Consider the following 17163-nt stretch of genomic DNA (forward strand, 5'->3'; position numbering starts at 1 on the left):
TATTTTATTTTTGTGCCTGACAAGGGAAGGGCTATTAACCAATTAATTAGTATTTCCTTCCCACATCAGGGCTTTATTTTAAATTGCCTTTTAGTTTCTTTATATAATCAATAACCAATGTCTTTTCAGATGTTGATAATTTTGCGTTTTTATGAATTAAGGTGTAAGATGAAAGTGGCATTTCATTGTTCTTAATCTGATTAATAATTGACTTTAATTTGCTATTCGTTCTTCTGGTTGAATACGTGTCCCAGTTATTAAAATTCAGTTCTTCTTTTCCATCAGCAATATGGTTTTCGAGAAACCAAGCAATGGGTTGAATTTTATTATACCAAGGATAGCTTGTATTATTACTGTGACAATCATAACAGGACGTTTGCAATAATGTACTGATATTTTTAGGTGTATTATTTACCAATAAAAAATCTGTTTTTGGTACAAGGTTACTTTGGTTTAGTTCTGTAGGCATAAACTGTATGCCTACAAAACACACCACTAAAACCAATGCTATGATTTTTACAATTTTCATTTAGTTAATCTCTTTTTGCACTTTACCACATTTCAGCATTTTACTACCGTAATAAGGATTTTTAATTTCCTTATTCAAACTTAACCAAGCGCTACCACCATCATACATTGGACAAAATTGTTGATATAAAGTATTTTTAGTACCGGTAATTGCAACAATATCCATAATATCCTTACTCAATGTTTTAAAATGTTCTCTTTGGTGATCTATTTCACTTCTACCAATATGTTCTGCGTGTTCTTTGGCATCTGTAATAATATCTTTAAGTTCTTTTTGCTGTTCAACAGTAAAACCATTTATTTCAAATTTGCTCAAAGTATTGTTCAATTTATCGCCAGCTTTAGCAGCTTTGTTTTTGTCGGTTTCTACTAAAGCATCTTTAAGTATCATATAGTCTGCTAACACTTTTTGAACACCTGAATTTTGTGAATTATCATCCATCATATTATTGGATTTATCCATTTTGTTATGGTTCATTTCTGAATGAACTATGCTGTCTTGAGTATTCTCCTTTTTTGCATCTTTACAAGAAATTATTGTAAGATTTATTAAAGAGATTACTAAAATTGCTACTATTGTTTTTAAATATTTCATTTTTATTGTTTTAAATTATACTTGTTTTTAGTTGCTTAAATAATTGATGATTGTGGTTTGTAAATAATAAGTTTTAATCGATTCTATTTGATTCATTTGAAACTTTAATTGCAGTTCTTGAATGTCTAAAACATCATTAAAATCAATTGTTCCTGTTTCGTAACTTTTGATTAATATTTGCTCTGCATCATTAGCTTGCTTCAAATTTTTGGTTTGAGTTTTATAACTTATTCTTGCAGACACTCTTTCTTTTATTGCTTTATCTAAAAGCGTTTCCAAAGTATTTAAGCGTTCTTGTTTTTGTGCAGTAATTTCCTGCTGTTGTAACTCGTTTTGCTTTGTTTTCGATTTATATTTTTTATTAAATATTGGTATTGATAAAGACACCATTGGCATTACAATATCTTTTCCATTATCGCTAAAGTCCATATTTGGACGTTTCGCCACATTGATATAATCTAATCCAAAACCAATCATAGGACTGCTTTCTTTTTGGTTTAATAATTCTGATTGTTCAATGGATTTAAAGAGTTTATCATATTTTAATAATTCAGGATGCAATGCTAAATTTTCAAAAGTGATTTCAAAATCTTCAGAAGGCATATTTAATTTATCAACAACAACTATAGAAACCTCTTTTTCTCTATTTAAAAGTTTATTTAAGGTTGTTTGTTCTGCTAAAAATTGTTGTTGCAACACTTCTTTTAATTGTTGTAATTCATTTTGACGCATCTGTAATCGTAACACATCTACTGCTGAAGCTTTGCCAACTTCGACAGAAGTTAAAGCCATTGTTTCGTAAGTTTTTAAGAGTTCGATATTGTTAGTTAATACTTTTTGTTTTGCTTTATTAGTATATAACTTGTAATACGATTGTGATACCGAAACCATTAATTTACGTTTGGCAATTACAATATCTTCATATTTAGTTTCAGCTAAAGAACTTACATAATTTTCTCTTGCTGTTATTGAGCCAAACCAAGGCAACATTTGTTTTGCAGAAACTTTAAAGCGTTGGGCTCCAGTTCTTGTTTCTGGCTCACTTACAAAATAACCTACTCCAAATTCGGTATTTGGAATGGTATTAACTTCATTTACTTTTTCTGAAACTCTCTTGTGCTGTAACTCGAATTTTTGAATCTCTGGATTGTTTACCAAAGCTTCATCGATTAAAGTTTGTAATTCTTGTGCATTTCCTTTGAGAACAAAGAGAAAAGAAAAAAGAAAAAAGATTGTTTTTATATGTTTCATTTTGATGTTCTTTTTAGTTGAGCTTCTGCTTTCCAGCTGTATAAAACTGGTACTACAAATAAGGTGATTAAGGCAATTAGCATACCTCCAAAACTTGGTATTGCCATAGGAATCATAATATCACTACCACGACCTGTTGAGGTTAATACTGGTAATAATGCCAATATGGTTGTTGCAGTAGTCATTAAACACGGTCTAATACGTTTTTCTCCTGCTTCAACAACAGCTGCTCTGATTTGCTTTTTGTTTTTTGGTGTATTCCTTTCAAATATTTGAGTTAAGTACGTTGCCATAACTACACCATCATCGGTTGCAATTCCGAAAAGTGCAATAAAGCCTACCCAAACAGCAACACTCAAATTAATTGGATGCATCTGAAATAAATCACGCAGATTTTCGCCAAAAAAGTTGAAGTTTAAAAACCAATCTTGACCATATAACCAGATCATTAAAAAACCACCTGCAAAAGCAACTGCAATACCAGTAAATACCATTAATGATGTACCTACTGAACGGAATTGAAAATAGAGTATTAAGAAAATAATAGCCAATGCCAAAGGCACTACAACCGATAAAGTTTTTTCTGCTCTTATTTGATTTTCATAGCTTCCTGTAAATTGATAATTAACCCCTTTTGGTACTACCAATTCGCCTGAATCTATTTTTTGCTGAATTAAAGCTTGTGCATTTTCAACAACATTTACTTCTGCAAAGCCATCCATTTTATCGAATAATACATAGCCTACTAAAAAAGTATCCTCACTCTTAATAACTTGTGGCCCTTGTTCATATCTAATGGTTGCCAATTCGCTTAATGGTACTGGACTGCCTTTTTCAACTGGCACATAGATTTGCTTTAAATCGGTTGGATTAGCTCTTAATTCTCTTGGGTATCTAACACGTACTCCATAACGCTCCCTACCTTCAACAGTTTGGGTTAAAACCATACCACCAACAGCTACTTTTAGCACCTCTTGTACATCTTGTATAGATATACCATAACGTGCAATTTTTTCCCTATCAATATCAATAAGTAAATAAGGTTTTCCTACAATACGGTCTGCAAAAACAGCTTCGTCTTTTACACCATCAGCTTGTTTTAAAATTCCTTCTAACTGTACACCAAAGGCTTCAATTTGTTTTAAATCTTGACCTTTAACTTTTATTCCCATTGGTGCACGCATACCTGTTTGCAGCATTACCAATCGTGTTTCAATAGGTTGTAGTTTAGGTGCAGAAGTAACGCCTGGTAACTTGGTAACTTTTACAATGTCATTCCAAATATCGTTTGGTGATTTTATTTCTGGTCGCCAGTTTCGATAAAATTCGCCATTATTATCTTCTATTAATTGCGACCTTTCTACAGCGCTCAAAGTGACATTTTCTGTATTATTAGGATTAGCGATGAAACGTCCATCTTTTAATTCAAATAAACCATCATTATTTACTTTGTAACGTTGACGTTCTCCGTTTTTATTCAGCATATATTCTGATTTATACTGAATAATATTTTCATACATAGACAAAGGCGCTGGATCTAAAGCTGATTCTGTACGACCTGCTTTACCAACTACGGTTTTTATCTCTGGAATACTTGCTACAGCCATATCTAACTGTTGTAAAACACGTTTGTTTTCTTCGACTCCAGAATGTGGCATTGAAGTTGGCATTAATAAAAAAGAACCTTCATTTAAAGATGGCATAAATTCTTTGCCTGTATTTTTCATTATGAAAAAACCTGCTATTACAATAGCTGTTGGTATGGATAAGAATATTAGTTTATTGTTCAAACACCATTTTAAAATACGTGTATAATACCTTATGAATAATGAGAAAACACCTAATAAACCAAAGCAAATAATACTTACAAAAATGAGATTCCAAAAGATGCTTTTATCTACACCTAAAGGTCTCCAATATTCAGCTAATAAAAACACAATAGCAGATACAGATATGATAATATTAATAAGATTTGCTTGTTTTTCGCTTATCATTTTTTGAACACTTAATAGTGTTGTAACTCCAAAAGCTACCAAGATTAAACCTAACCAATAACCATAGACTGTGGCAATAATTCCTAATGCTATTAAAACCCCATTTAAAACATATTTGAAATTGGTTTTAATGTTTTTCTTTTTAAATAAAAATGCAGCAAAGGGTGGAATTAAAAACAACGCTACAATAATTGAAGCTGTTAAAGCAAATGTTTTAGTAAAGGCTAATGGTCTGAATAATTTTCCTTCAGCTCCAATCATTGTAAATACAGGAATAAAACTTATAATGGTTGTCATAACTGCTGTTACAATTGCTCCAGATACTTCTGCTGTTGCGTTGTAAACCACATTATTTATAGGCAGTTTATCTTTGTTTTCATCTAAATGCCTAATGATGTTTTCTGAAAGTATTACACCTACATCTACCATTGTACCAATAGCAATAGCGATACCTGATAAAGCCACAATATTAGCATCTACACCAAAGAGTTTCATTGCTATAAAAACCATTAATACAGCAACTGGTAGTAAGCCAGAAATCAATACAGAAGCTCGAAGATTAAATACCATAATGATTATAACTAAAATAGTAATTAGTATTTCTAATGTTAGGGCTTCATTAAGTGTCCCTAAAGTTTCCTGAATGAGTTCTGTTCTGTCATAAAAAGGAACAATAGTTACTTGTGAAGTTCTGCCATCGGCTAATACTTTTGAAGGTAGTCCTGCGCTTAATTCGTTAATTTTTTCTTTAACATTATTGATAACTTCCATTGGATTCGCACCATATCGCGCTACTACGACAGCACCAACAACTTCTGCACCTTCCTTGTCCAGTAATCCTCTTCGAGTTGCAGGACCTAAAGACACTTTTCCTATGTCTTTAATTTTAATCGCTGTGTAATCTTCGGAAGTAACTACTGCATTTTCTATGTCGGAAATAGATTTTACATAACCTAAACCTCTAACTAAATATTCGGCTTGATTAATTTCTAAAGTTTGTGCACCAATATCTTTATTACTTTCTTTTACTGCTTTTACAATATGATGTAAACCAATATTGTATTGACGCATTAATTCCGGATTAACATCTACTTGGTATTCTTGTACATAACCACCAATTGATGCCACTTCTGATACGCCACTTGCAGACGATAGTGCATATTTAACATAGTAGTCTTGAATACTTCGTAATTCTTGTAAATCCCAACCACCTGTTACATTTCCGTTTTCATCACGACCTTCTAATGTGTACCAAAAAATTTGCCCTAATCCTGTGGCATCTGGACCCAAAGCAGGATTAACACCTTCGGGTAATAATCCGCTTGGTAACGAGTTGAGTTTTTCTAATATTCTACTACGACTCCAGTAAAACTCAATATCTTCTTCAAAAATGATATAGATACTTGAAAAGCCAAACATAGACGAACTACGAATGGTTTTTACTCCTGGAATACCGAGTAAAGATGTTGTTAATGGATAGGTTATTTGGTCTTCTATATCTTGTGGTGAACGACCATCCCATTTAGTAAATACTATTTGTTGGTTCTCTCCAATATCGGGAATAGCGTCTACAGCTACAGGGTTACTTGGTAAAAATCCTGTTTCCCAATTAAATGGTGCATTTACCGTTCCCCAGCCTATAAAGAGAACAAGTAATAATACTGCTACGAGTTTATTTTCTATTAAAAATTTGATGCTTTTATTTAGCATTGTCTTTGATTATTAAACAGTTAGACATAGGTGTTAAGAAAACACCGAATACAAAAAATCATCCTTATGACATACAGCCATAGGATAAAACAGTCTAATGTTTAAAAATCAAATTAAATAAGTCTCGTCAATCTTGAAGATTTGCTTGACGACAAGTGGTGGTTCGTATTCTTCGAAAGAAGATACGTTATTATCTAACCCTTCAAAAAGGTTAATGTAAGTATATACGAAAGAAGCAATAAATACCTGCTGCTCAAAAGTAATTTTATCAACTTGAAGTTGTAATTCATTTTGACCATCAACAGCTAATTGTTCATCACTACAACAATTCTTTTTTGTTATAGAACACCCATCAGTTAATGGGTTTTCCATTTCCATTCCACAGGTTTCTGCTTTATGGAATATAGCTGTATCCATTAAAGTATCTCCACAATAGTGCATATCTACAGTAAATGACATTGTAGAAAATAACACTACAAAAGCCATTAAAAGTGACATTATTTTATGGAATACTTGTTTCATATTGAAAACAAAGGTATAAAATTTAATTCAATTTGAATAGATTTTAACTTTGCTTTAAATAAAACTTGATTGGTTTTTGGTTGTTTTTACACCTTTCTCAAATTTTGCTCTTAATGTTTTCATATCATCACTTACCTTACGTTCAATCACTTTAGCATAAATTTGTGTTGTTGAAATGCGAGAATGACCTAAAAGTTTAGATACTGTTTCAATAGGTACGCCATTACTTAAAGTTACTGTTGTAGCAAATGTATGTCGTGCCAGATGAAATGTTAGATTCTTTTCTATTCTGCATAAATCTGCTATTTCTTTTAAATAAGCATTTAATTTTTGGTTTGACATTTTTGGAAATACAGTAGCATTTGCTAATGATTTTGGATTTTCTTTATACTTATTAATTAAATTAAGTGCTTTAGGTAGTATAGGAATTCGTAAGGCATTGTTTGTTTTCTCTCTTTTCATAATTAACCACAACTCGCCATCTATACCATAATTAATATCACTTGCTGTTAAGTTTATTACATCAATATAACTCAAGCCGGTGTAACAGGCGAAAACAAATAGATCCTTTACTAATTGTAATCTTTCAATTGAATAATCTTTTTCTTCAATTTCGTTCAATTCCATTTCAGTTAAAAAGCCTCTTTCTACTTTTACAAATTTAGATTTGAAGTTTATAAACGGGTCTCTTTCAATCCATTCCAGTTTATAAGATAGTGTAATCATTTTTCTAAAGCGTTCAATATGCTTCATTACAGTATTGTTACCCATTGGTTTTTGGTGGTCTGTGGGTGTGAAATTTCTTAAGTATTTTTCAAACTTTAAAATGAAATTATAATCCAATTGCTTTAAATACATATCTGTAACTTTATATTTTACAAAAATGAAATCTGCAATGTACCCTTGTGTTGTGAAGTAATTTTTTTGAGTACCCCATTTGAGTTTTCCAACCATATCTTCATTATGATATTTTATGATATCATTTAAAGAATAATTTTGTTCATCTTCTTTTAGGTAACGAGCCTTAACGGTTTGAGCTGAAGTAATCTTACCTTCGGATTTTAATTCGTTTTTGGATTGGTGAAGCTCTGAAGATACCTGGTCCAAATATGCGTTAATAATTCGAGCCTCTTGGTTGGTTCCTTTTACTTTGTTTTTGGCAGAGCTCCAAAATTCAATTTTAATTTTTCGTTTGAGGCTAATTTCTGCTCTTTTCCCATTTACTGTTATACGTGCATAAAGAGGTGCTTTTCCATTTTTAGCTTTTGATAGTTTGAGCCAAAACAGAATACTAAACGTTGTCGAAGTTTTCATATCTTTCGTCTTTAGTTAAACATTTGTTTACTGACGAAAGTCAAATCAATAATTCGGTTACCTATATACCTATTATAAAATGGTAACCGAATAGGTCACTTTTTTAACCAAATAATACCAAATCTTATGATTGCTTAAAAATCATAAAACCTCGATAATCTTACGATTACCAAGGTTTTGATGTTAATTGATTATTAATTTAGTCGGGGTGGCAGGATTCGAACCTGCGACCTCCTCGTCCCAAACGAGGCGCGATGACCGGGCTACGCTACACCCCGAAAAATATAAATTTCGGATTGCAAAGATACATCTTTTATTAAGTTTACAAACTATTTTTGATTTAAATTATTACGTGTAAGATTGGTTTTTCTTATCGTCTAATTGTCAAAAGATATTCACAATAAACTTTTTAAAACGTAAAAAAAATTACATTTGTAATTGTTTAAAATTAGAATTCAAAAATGTCAGATACAATAGAAAGAATAAAATGTCTAATTATAGGTTCTGGACCTGCAGGATATACAGCCGCAATCTATGCAGCAAGAGCAGATATGAAACCTGTTATGTATACAGGAATGCAAATGGGTGGTCAACTTACAACAACTACAGAAGTTGATAATTATCCGGGTTATCCAAATGGAACAGACGGAACTGCTATGATGAATGATTTACAGAAACAGGCAGAACGTTTTGGAACTGAAGTTCGTTTTGGATTGGTTACTAAAGTTGAGTTAAGCGATAAAATTGGCGGAATTCATAAAATAATTGTTGATGAATCTAAAGAATTAGAAGCAGAAACAGTAATAATTTCAACAGGTGCTACAGCAAAATATTTAGGTTTAGAAAGTGAACAACGTTTAATTGGAGGTGGAGTTTCTGCTTGTGCAACTTGCGACGGTTTTTTCTATAAAGGTCAAGATGTAATTGTTGTTGGAGCAGGAGATACAGCTGCAGAAGAAGCTACTTATTTGGCTAATATTTGTAATAAAGTTACAATGTTAGTTCGTAAAGATCATATGCGTGCTTCAAAAGCAATGCAACACCGTGTTAATAAAACTGCAAATATTGAAGTTTTATATAATACTGAATTAGATGAGGTTTTAGGTGAATCTGTTGTAGAAGGTGCTCGCGTTGTAAATAATCAAACAAAAGATAAGCACGATATTGCTATAACAGGTGTATTTATTGCCATTGGTCATAAACCAAATTCAGATTTATTTAAAGGAGTTTTAGATATGGATGAAGTAGGTTATTTAATTACCCAAGGAAAATCTACCAAAACAAATTTACCAGGAGTTTTTGCAGCTGGAGATATTCAGGATAAAGAATACAGACAAGCAGTTACAGCAGCAGGTACAGGTTGTATGGCAGCTTTAGATGCAGAGCGTTATTTAGGAGCTTTAGAATAAGATTTTTAATTATTTTATATAAAAAAAAGAGATTGCGAAAGCAATCTCTTTTTTGTTTTGTATGATATTTTTTTGAAGCTATTTCCTGCTTTCCGTTATATCTTTTGCAGAAAAAGCAAAAGGATGCCACTTCAATCATGGCTAAGCTTATTTATGAAACCAATTTATACTTCAACAGAAGCTTTCATAGATTTTCTATAAGTAAATTTGTTAAAAATATTTCTTTTACCAAAATTATTCATAGATTTTGCATTGATAAACTTTCCGAAAAGTATTTTGCTAACACCAAAGTATTCGTATTTGTTCCCATCAGTAAAAGTAACTTCTAATAACATGCTTTTATGATGCCAATCAGCAACTTGAAATTCAGTAATTGTTTTTTTGTACGCTTCTAAATTTGCTTCTTTAGTTTCAGGAGCAATACTTACTAAAAAATGATAACCGTCAATGATTTGAGTACTCATAACATCTGCTTCTTCCTTTTTATCTTCGTCAGTAAACTTATCTGGGTGCCATTGCTTAACTAAACCTCTGTAGGTTTTTTTTAATTCTTTCAAATCAATAGTTCCTTCTACGTTAAAAAGTTTCTTGTATTGTTTTATGCGTTTCATCTGTATGTTTTCAAATTTCGTGCAAAAGTATTGATATTTAATTAATTATAACGCGTTATTTTAGTTTTGTTTACATAAAAAAACCGCTTCTCTTCAGAAGCGGTTTCAAACAAACAACTAAATTCTAAAACCTTTAAAAGTTTAAGAAAATCTTTATATCAGTTTTCAGTTACACAGTTTAACTGTGTATTGTTACTGTAAACTGCGTACTAAAAACAATATTTGTTTTCAGCTATTAATTTATCTCCAATAGTATTACGTAAAGCAACAACATTAGGGTGATTAGCGTATTTAGTAAAACGCTTTAAGCCCATTAATAACATACGTTGTTCATCACCTTCAGCAAAAGAAACAATTCCTTCTTTTCCGTTTTTAATAATAATATCTACTGCGTTATATAAGTATAATTTTGCCATTGCAATTTGTCCAGCTTGTGCATCTTCTCCAAAACGTTTTGCGTTTTTCTCAGTACGTAAGATAGTAGATTCTGCCATATACACTTCGTTTAAAATGTTAGCAGCAGCCATTAACAATTGTTGGTGCTTGTCTAAATCTGGCCCAAATTTTTGAATTGCAGAACCTGCAACCATTAAAAAGACTTTCTTTAATTTTGCTATCATTTCTTTTTCTTCTGCAAATAAAGCTGAATAATCAGGCGTATCAAAAGAAGGAATTCCCATTAACTCATTTCCAACAGCTGTTGCTGGTCCTAATAAATCAACGTGACCTTTCATTGCTTTCTTCACTAACATACCAACAGATAACATTCTGTTAATTTCGTTAGTTCCTTCGTAAATACGAGCAATTCTTGCATCTCTCCAAGCAGCTTCCATAGGTGTTTCTTCAGAGAATCCCATACCTCCAAAAATCTGAATTCCTTCATCTGCACAAGCTTGTACATCTTCAGAAACAGTAACTTTTAAGATAGAGCATTCAATTGCATATTCTTCTACACCTTTTAATTCTGCTTCTGAATGAGAATTTCCTGCTTCTAAACGCATTGCAATTCTGTCTTCAATATTTTTAGCAGCTCTATAACTTGCAGATTCTCCAGCATATGTATTTGTTGCCATTTCAGCTAATTTTGCCTTAATAGCTCCAAAATTTGCAATAGGAGTTTTAAATTGTTTTCTTTCTGTAGCGTATTGTAAAGCAGTTGTTGTAACTCTTCTTTGAGAATCGATACAAGCTGCAGCCAATTTAATACGACCAACGTTTAATGCGTTAACGGCAATTTTAAATCCACCACCACGAACAGATAACATATTTTCTACAGGAACTACAGTGTCACTATAAAATACTTGACGAGTAGAACTTGCTCTAATACCTAATTTGTGCTCTTCTTCACCTAACGTAATTCCGTTTGGATTTGCAGCATCATATTCAACAATAAAACCAGTAATGTTTTTATCATCTTCTATACGAGCAAAAACGATCATCAAATTACAGAAACCTGCATTTGAAATCCACATTTTTTGTCCGTTTATTTTATAAGATTTACCATCTTCTGATAACGTAGCAGTAGTTTTTCCTGAATTTGCATCAGATCCAGCTCCTGGTTCAGTTAAACAGTAAGCGCCCATCCACTCACCAGTAGCAAGTTTAGTAACGTATTTTTTCTTTTGTTCTTCTGTTCCGTATAAAGTAATTGGCATTGTACCAATTCCTGTATGCGCACCAAAAGCAGTACTTAAAGAACCGTTTCCGCTTGAAATATATTCACAAGTAAGCATTGTAGAAACAAATCCCATTCCCATTCCACCATATTCTTCTGGAACAGCAACACCTAAGAAACCAAGTTCTCCGGCTTTTTTCATTACCTCTTCGGTAAGCTTGTAGTCTTTTGCTTCAAAACGTTCTCTGTGAGCAACTATTTCACGTTCTGTAAATTCCTTTACAGCTTCTTTCATCATTAGTTGTTCCTCTGAAAAATCTTCAGGAGTAAACACATCTTCACATGCAGTTTCTTTTACTAAAAACTGACCTCCTCTTAATATATCTGACATTGTATTATTTTTTTAATCTTTTGTTATTAGTTTAAGAACTCGAATATACCTGCAGCACCTTGACCTGTACCTACACACATAGTTACCATTCCGTATTTTCCTTGCATGTTACGCTTGCGCATTTCATCAAATAATTGAACAGATAATTTTGCACCTGTACAACCTAATGGATGTCCTAATGCAATTGCACCACCATTTACGTTAATAATATCAGCATCTAAACCTAATTCGCGAATTACAGCTAAAGATTGAGAAGCAAATGCTTCGTTTAATTCAATTAAACTGATATCTTCTTGTTTTAATCCTGCTTGTTTTAATGCCTTTGGAATAGCAGCAACTGGCCCAATTCCCATTATTCTTGGAGGAACACCTGCAGCAGCATAACTTACCATTCTTGCAATTGGTTTTATGTTTAATTCCTTTACCATATCTTCACTCATAACCATTACAAACGCTGCACCATCACTTGTTTGTGATGAGTTACCAGCAGTAACACTTCCGCCAGTTGCAAATACAGGACGTAAACGTTCTAAACCAGCAATGTTAGATCCTTTTCTTGGTCCTTCATCTTTAGTTACGGTATATTTTCTTGATACTTTTTTTCCTTCAGCATTAATAAACGTTTCTTCAACCTCAATAGGAACTATTTGGTCTTGAAAACGGTCTTCAGCTTGTGCTTTTAATGCTTTTAAGTGTGAGTTTAAAGCAAATTCATCTTGATCTTTACGAGAAACTTTAAATTGGTCTGCAACTGCTTCTGCAGTATTTCCCATTCCCCAGTAATAATCTGCATGACCTGCAGCAACTGTATCGTAATTTAATTCTGGTTTAAAACCTGTCATTGGTACAGAGCTCATGCTTTCTGCTCCACCTGCAATAATACATTCTGCCATTCCTGACTGAATTTTTGCAACTGCCATACCAATAGTTTCTAATCCAGAAGAACAAAAACGATTTACGGTTACACCAGGAACATCTTCAATTTCTAATCCCATTAAAGAGATTAAACGTGCCATGTTTAGTCCTTGAGAACCTTCTGGCATTGCATTACCAACTATTACATCGTCAATACGTTTTTTATCGAATTCTGGTAAATTTTTCATTAAATGCTGAATTGTTTCAGCAGCTAATTCATCAGCTCTTTTAAATCTGAACGCACCTCTTTTAGACTTTGCTACGGCGGTTCTATATCCTTGTACTATATATGCTGTTTTCATCTTCTTAGTTTCTTAATGGTTTACCAGTTTTTAACATGTGTTGAATACGCTCTAATGTTTTGCGCTCTGTACATAAACTTAAGAAAGCTTCGCGTTCTAAGTCTAATAAATACTGTTCAGAAACCTTAGTTGGTTCTGATAAATCTCCACCAGCCATTACATAGGCTAATTTGTTTGCTATTTTTTGATCGTGTTCTGAAATAAATCTACTTGCTTGCATAGAATCTGTAGCTACCATAAATGCACCTAAAGCTTGCTTACCAAGAACTAATACATCATTTCGAGAAGCTGGTTGTGTATAGCCTGCTTCAGCCATTAAGATTGCATGTTTCTTAGCAACTGCAATTTGACGATCTTTATTTACCACAACAACATCTTTTCCTTTTTGAAGTAATCCTAAATCGAATGCTTCATAAGCAGAAGTTGCCACTTTTGCAGTGCCAATTGTTAAGAAATTTTCTTGCAATACGTTTAACTGAACATCTCCTTTACGGAAAGTATCTGAAGCACGTAAAGCCATTTCTTTAGAACCACCACCACCTGGAATAACACCTACTCCAAATTCTACTAATCCCATATAAGTTTCTGCTGCTGCAACTACTTTGTCTGCGTGTAAAGAAATTTCACAACCACCACCTAAAGCCATTCCGTGAGGAGCAGAAATTGTTGGGATTGAAGAATAACGCATACGCATCATTGTGTCTTGGAAATATTTAATTGCTTGATTTAATTCAGCATATTCTTGTTCTGCAGCCATCATAAATATCATTCCGATATTTGCTCCAACAGAGAAATTTGCTGCTTGATTACCTACAATTAAACCTTGATAATTAGTTTCAGCTAAATCAATTGCTTTATTAACTGCTGCTAAAACATCGCCACCAATAGTATTCATTTTAGATTGGAATTCTAAATTTAAAATTCCGTCACCTAAATCTTCAATTACAGCACCAGAGTTTTTCCAAACTTCGTTAGATTTTCTGATGTTGTCTAATATAATAAATGAATCTTGACCTGGTTTTTTAACTTGTGCTTTTGCAGGAATATCGTAGTAATACGTTGCGCCGTCTTTTACTGAATAAAAAGAAGTTTCTCCTTTTTCTAACATTTCAGTAACCCAAGAAGCAACTGCATGTCCTTCGGCTTTCATAATCTCAACACCTTTGGCAATACCAACTGCGTCCCAAATTTGAAAAGGTCCATGTTCCCAACCAAATCCAGCTCTTAAACCGTCATCAATTCTATATAATTCGTCAGAAATTTCTGGAATTCTATTTTGAACATAAGCAAACATTGCTCCGAAAGATTTTCTGTAAAACTCACCAGCTTTGTCTTTTCCTGCAACTAATACTTTAAATCTGTCAGTAACATTATCAATCGTTTTCGTTAATTCTAACGTAGCGAATTTTGCAGATTTCTTTTCTCTATATTCTAATGTATTTAAGTCTAATGATAAGATATTTCTTTTACCATTAGCATCTTTTGTCATTTTGTAAAAACCTTGTTTGGTTTTGCTTCCTAACATTTTGTTTTCCATCATGTGGTTAACAAAATCAGGAATAACAAACTGATCTCTCATTTCATCTTCTGGACAATTGTCTTTTACTCCATTTGCCGTATGAACCAATGTATCTAAACCAACAACATCAATTGTTCTGAAAGTTGCAGATTTTGGACGACCAATTACAGGTCCCGTTAATTTATCTACTTCTTCAATAGTTAACCCCATGTCTTTTACAACGTGGAATAAACTCATAATTCCGAAGATTCCAATTCTGTTTCCAATAAATGCAGGAGTATCTTTAGCTAAAACAGATGTTTTACCTAAAAATTTATCACCATATTCCATTAAGAAATCTGTTACAGCAGGATCGCAATTTGGACCTGGAACAACCTCAAAAAGTTTTAAATATCTTGGAGGATTAAAAAAGTGAGTTACCGCAAAATGCTTTTGGAAATCTTCACTTCTTCCTTCATTCATAAATTTAATAGGAATACCAGAAGTATTAGAAGTAATTAAAGTTCCAGGAGTTCTGTACTTCTCTAATTTTTCAAAAACGATTTTCTTAATGTCTAATCGTTCAACAACAACTTCCATTATCCAATCTACATCGGCAACTTTAGCAATATCATCTTCTAAATTACCTGTAGTTATTCTTTCTGCAAATTTCTTACTATAAATAGGAGAAGGTTTCGATTTTAATGAAGCTGTTAAAGCGTCGTTTACTAAACGATTACGAACAATTTTGTCTTCTAATGTTAATCCTTTTGCTTTTTCTTTGTCGTTTAATTCTCTTGGAATAATATCCAATAAAAGAACTTCTACGCCAATGTTTGCAAAGTGACAAGCAATACCAGATCCCATTATTCCGGAACCGATTATCGCTACTTTTTTTATTCTTCTAGTCATTTTGATATTGATTTATTTTATACTGCTTTCTTGTTAATTTCACTATAAATTAACTTGTCTGCAATTAGTTTGTTAATTGTACTTGTAACTTTAAAGAAGCTTGCTATTTCTTCTTCAGTAACATTTTCTCTTACCTTATTATTAAACTGAAAAACGTGTCCTTTAGATACATCACGCATTTCTTTACCATAATCGGTTAGTTTAATAATTACGCTTCTTCCATCATCGGGATTTTTTTTTCTAAAAATTAGCCTTTTGTCTTCCATAACTTTTAAGATACGTGAAAGACTTGTAGGTTCCATTCCCATCATTGGTCCTAATGAAGTAGAAGGTGTTCCATTTTCACTATCAATATTAAGCAATACAAAAGCAGTTGCCATTGTACTATTATGATTAGCAGCCTGCTCATTATACATTTTTGCAACTGCTTGCCAAGTAGCTCTTAATTGATGATCTATTGTTGTGTCTTTACTCATTGTCGACAAATATAGTTAAATTTACTATGCGTGCATAGTAAATTTCAAAAAAGTTATGCATGCATAGTAAATTTAACATAAATTTTTATGTAACAAATTGAATGTAAGTGCTACTAATTAGTTGTAAAATATGTAAGTTTGTCTTTGTTGAAAAACTTAAATCAGCAACTAATCAACAAAATAAATCAATGAGTAACTTATTAGAAATTAATAATGTAGTAAAACGATATGGAGATTTTACGGCATTAAATAATGTGTCTATTCACATTCCAAAAGGAAGTGTTTTTGGTTTACTTGGGCCAAACGGAGCAGGAAAAACTTCACTTATTAGAATTATAAACCAAATTACAATGCCAGATAGTGGTGAAGTAATTTTAGATGGAGAAAAATTAGCTCCAAACCATGTAGAACATATTGGTTATTTACCTGAAGAACGTGGTTTGTATAAATCTATGAAAGTAGGAGAGCAAGCATTATACTTGGCGCAATTAAAAGGTTTAAGTAAAACTGAAGCTAAAAAACGCCTTAAATATTGGTTTGATAAGTTTGATATTTCTACTTGGTGGGATAAAAAAATAGAAGAGCTTTCTAAAGGAATGGCGCAAAAAGTACAATTTATTGTTACTGTTTTACATGAGCCAAAATTATTGATTTTTGATGAACCTTTTTCTGGTTTCGATCCAATTAATGCACAATTAATTGCGCAAGAAATTTTACAATTAAGAGATAAAGGCGCAACTATTATTTTTTCTACTCATAGAATGGAGTCTGTTGAAGAAATGTGTGATGAAATTGCATTAATTGATAAATCTAATAAAATTTTAGATGGAAAATTAGCCGATATAAAACGTCAATTTAGAACCAATACTTTTCAAGTTGGTTTAAATACAGACAACCCAGCGGAAGTTCAGCAAAAACTAAAAGAAAGTTTTGAAGTTTTTCCGGCAGATTTTAAATTACTAAACGATGGTTTAACAATGAATGTTAAATTAACTGAAGGAAACTCTGCTAACGATTTATTATCGTTCTTAACAAGTAAAGGGCAAGTGCAACATTTTGTAGAATTAATACCAAGTGCCAACGATATTTTTATTCAGGCAGTAAATAAAAACAGCTAAGA

13 protein-coding genes and 1 tRNA gene are annotated in these 17163 nt (G+C 32.3%); 2 read left to right on the forward strand and 12 right to left on the reverse strand.

Annotated elements, in window-relative coordinates; genetic code table 11:
• Window positions 1-73: 73 nt before the first annotated feature.
• From L1S33_RS08395 to L1S33_RS08425, 7 genes are all read right to left on the reverse strand, one after another.
• Complete coding sequence (locus L1S33_RS08395) at window positions 74-529, reverse strand: heme-binding domain-containing protein (RefSeq protein ID WP_240561998.1); 456 nt, start codon at window positions 527-529, stop codon at window positions 74-76.
• Window positions 530-1123: a DUF3347 domain-containing protein gene (locus tag L1S33_RS08400; protein WP_240561999.1), complete on the reverse strand. Its 594-nt coding sequence runs from the start codon at window positions 1121-1123 to the stop codon at window positions 530-532.
• Between the two features lie 27 nt (window positions 1124-1150).
• Window positions 1151-2374 (reverse strand): TolC family protein, encoded by a 1224-nt coding sequence (locus tag L1S33_RS08405; RefSeq protein ID WP_068704610.1) that lies wholly within the window; start codon window positions 2372-2374, stop codon window positions 1151-1153.
• Window positions 2371-6078, reverse strand: coding sequence for an efflux RND transporter permease subunit (locus tag L1S33_RS08410; RefSeq protein ID WP_068704609.1), 3708 nt, complete (start codon window positions 6076-6078; stop codon window positions 2371-2373). Before L1S33_RS08410 ends, L1S33_RS08405 begins: the two co-directional genes overlap by 4 nt.
• Window positions 6079-6186: 108 nt before the next feature.
• Window positions 6187-6600, reverse strand: coding sequence for an HYC_CC_PP family protein (locus L1S33_RS08415; RefSeq protein ID WP_068704607.1), 414 nt, complete (start codon window positions 6598-6600; stop codon window positions 6187-6189).
• Between the two features lie 54 nt (window positions 6601-6654).
• Window positions 6655-7914, reverse strand: a complete 1260-nt coding sequence (locus L1S33_RS08420) for a site-specific integrase (protein WP_240562000.1) — start codon at window positions 7912-7914, stop codon at window positions 6655-6657.
• 203 nt (window positions 7915-8117) lie between these two features.
• Window positions 8118-8192 (reverse strand) — tRNA-Pro (locus L1S33_RS08425).
• Between the two features lie 183 nt (window positions 8193-8375).
• On the opposite strand from L1S33_RS08425, the gene trxB reads away from it, so the two are divergent.
• Window positions 8376-9323 carry a thioredoxin-disulfide reductase gene (gene trxB, locus L1S33_RS08430; protein ID WP_240562001.1) on the forward strand — a complete coding sequence of 316 codons (948 nt, stop codon included), beginning with the start codon at window positions 8376-8378 and terminating at the stop codon, window positions 9321-9323.
• 164 nt (window positions 9324-9487) lie between these two features.
• Here the strand turns inward: trxB and L1S33_RS08435 are convergent, their stop codons facing one another.
• The 5 genes from L1S33_RS08435 to L1S33_RS08455 all read right to left on the reverse strand — a co-directional run bounded on the left by L1S33_RS08435 (window position 9488) and on the right by L1S33_RS08455 (window position 16043).
• Window positions 9488-9934 carry a KTSC domain-containing protein gene (locus L1S33_RS08435; protein WP_240562002.1) on the reverse strand — a complete coding sequence of 149 codons (447 nt, stop codon included), beginning with the start codon at window positions 9932-9934 and terminating at the stop codon, window positions 9488-9490.
• A gap of 209 nt (window positions 9935-10143) precedes the next feature.
• Window positions 10144-11940 (reverse strand): acyl-CoA dehydrogenase family protein, encoded by a 1797-nt coding sequence (locus tag L1S33_RS08440; protein ID WP_240562003.1) that lies wholly within the window; start codon window positions 11938-11940, stop codon window positions 10144-10146.
• A 26-nt stretch (window positions 11941-11966) separates the two neighbouring features.
• Entirely contained in the window at window positions 11967-13157 is a 1191-nt protein-coding gene (locus tag L1S33_RS08445) for an acetyl-CoA C-acyltransferase (RefSeq protein WP_240562004.1), read from the reverse strand.
• Between the two features lie 4 nt (window positions 13158-13161).
• Window positions 13162-15567 (reverse strand): 3-hydroxyacyl-CoA dehydrogenase/enoyl-CoA hydratase family protein, encoded by a 2406-nt coding sequence (locus tag L1S33_RS08450; protein WP_240562005.1) that lies wholly within the window; start codon window positions 15565-15567, stop codon window positions 13162-13164.
• A gap of 17 nt (window positions 15568-15584) precedes the next feature.
• Window positions 15585-16043: a MarR family winged helix-turn-helix transcriptional regulator gene (locus L1S33_RS08455; RefSeq protein ID WP_240562006.1), complete on the reverse strand. Its 459-nt coding sequence runs from the start codon at window positions 16041-16043 to the stop codon at window positions 15585-15587.
• A 188-nt stretch (window positions 16044-16231) separates the two neighbouring features.
• On the opposite strand from L1S33_RS08455, the gene L1S33_RS08460 reads away from it, so the two are divergent.
• Window positions 16232-17161, forward strand: a complete 930-nt coding sequence (locus L1S33_RS08460; protein ID WP_240552898.1) for an ABC transporter ATP-binding protein — start codon at window positions 16232-16234, stop codon at window positions 17159-17161.
• Window positions 17162-17163 lie beyond the last annotated feature (2 nt).

Source organism: Tenacibaculum aquimarinum, from assembly GCF_022478115.1.
GTDB lineage: Bacteria > Bacteroidota > Bacteroidia > Flavobacteriales > Flavobacteriaceae > Polaribacter > Polaribacter aquimarinum_A.